The sequence below is a fragment of the Psychrobacter sp. 16-MNA-CIBAN-0192 genome (assembly GCF_040309565.1).
Taxonomy (GTDB): Bacteria; Pseudomonadota; Gammaproteobacteria; order Pseudomonadales; family Moraxellaceae; genus Psychrobacter.
In genome coordinates this window covers 1-233 of record NZ_JBEOOX010000758.1, presented here as the reverse complement: position 1 = coordinate 233, position 233 = coordinate 1, and the positions used below count along the sequence as shown (strand labels likewise).

Sequence of the window (233 nt, the reverse complement as noted above, 5' to 3'; positions counted from 1 at the left end):
GGGGTACGGGCCGTTGCTGGAGATTGGCAGCCGTGAGTCGATTCGCGAGGCGGTGCTGCGCAATATCGGCATCAGCATCATCGCTCGCCAGGAAGTGCCCCATGACCCGCAGTTGCGTGTGCTGACCATCGAGAATGCACCGCAGATTCCGGAGTACCTGTATTGCCTCAAGGAGCGCAAAGGGGCGCGGTTGCCGGCGGCGTTTCTTGGTTTGGCTCAGGAAATGTCACCCC

1 protein-coding gene is annotated in these 233 nt (G+C 61.4%); it reads left to right on the top strand.

Annotation, left to right across the window (positions count from 1 at the left end):
- A partial coding sequence (locus AAEY78_RS15115) for a type 2 periplasmic-binding domain-containing protein (RefSeq protein WP_352340335.1) occupies positions 1 to 233 on the top strand: 233 nt, incomplete at both ends.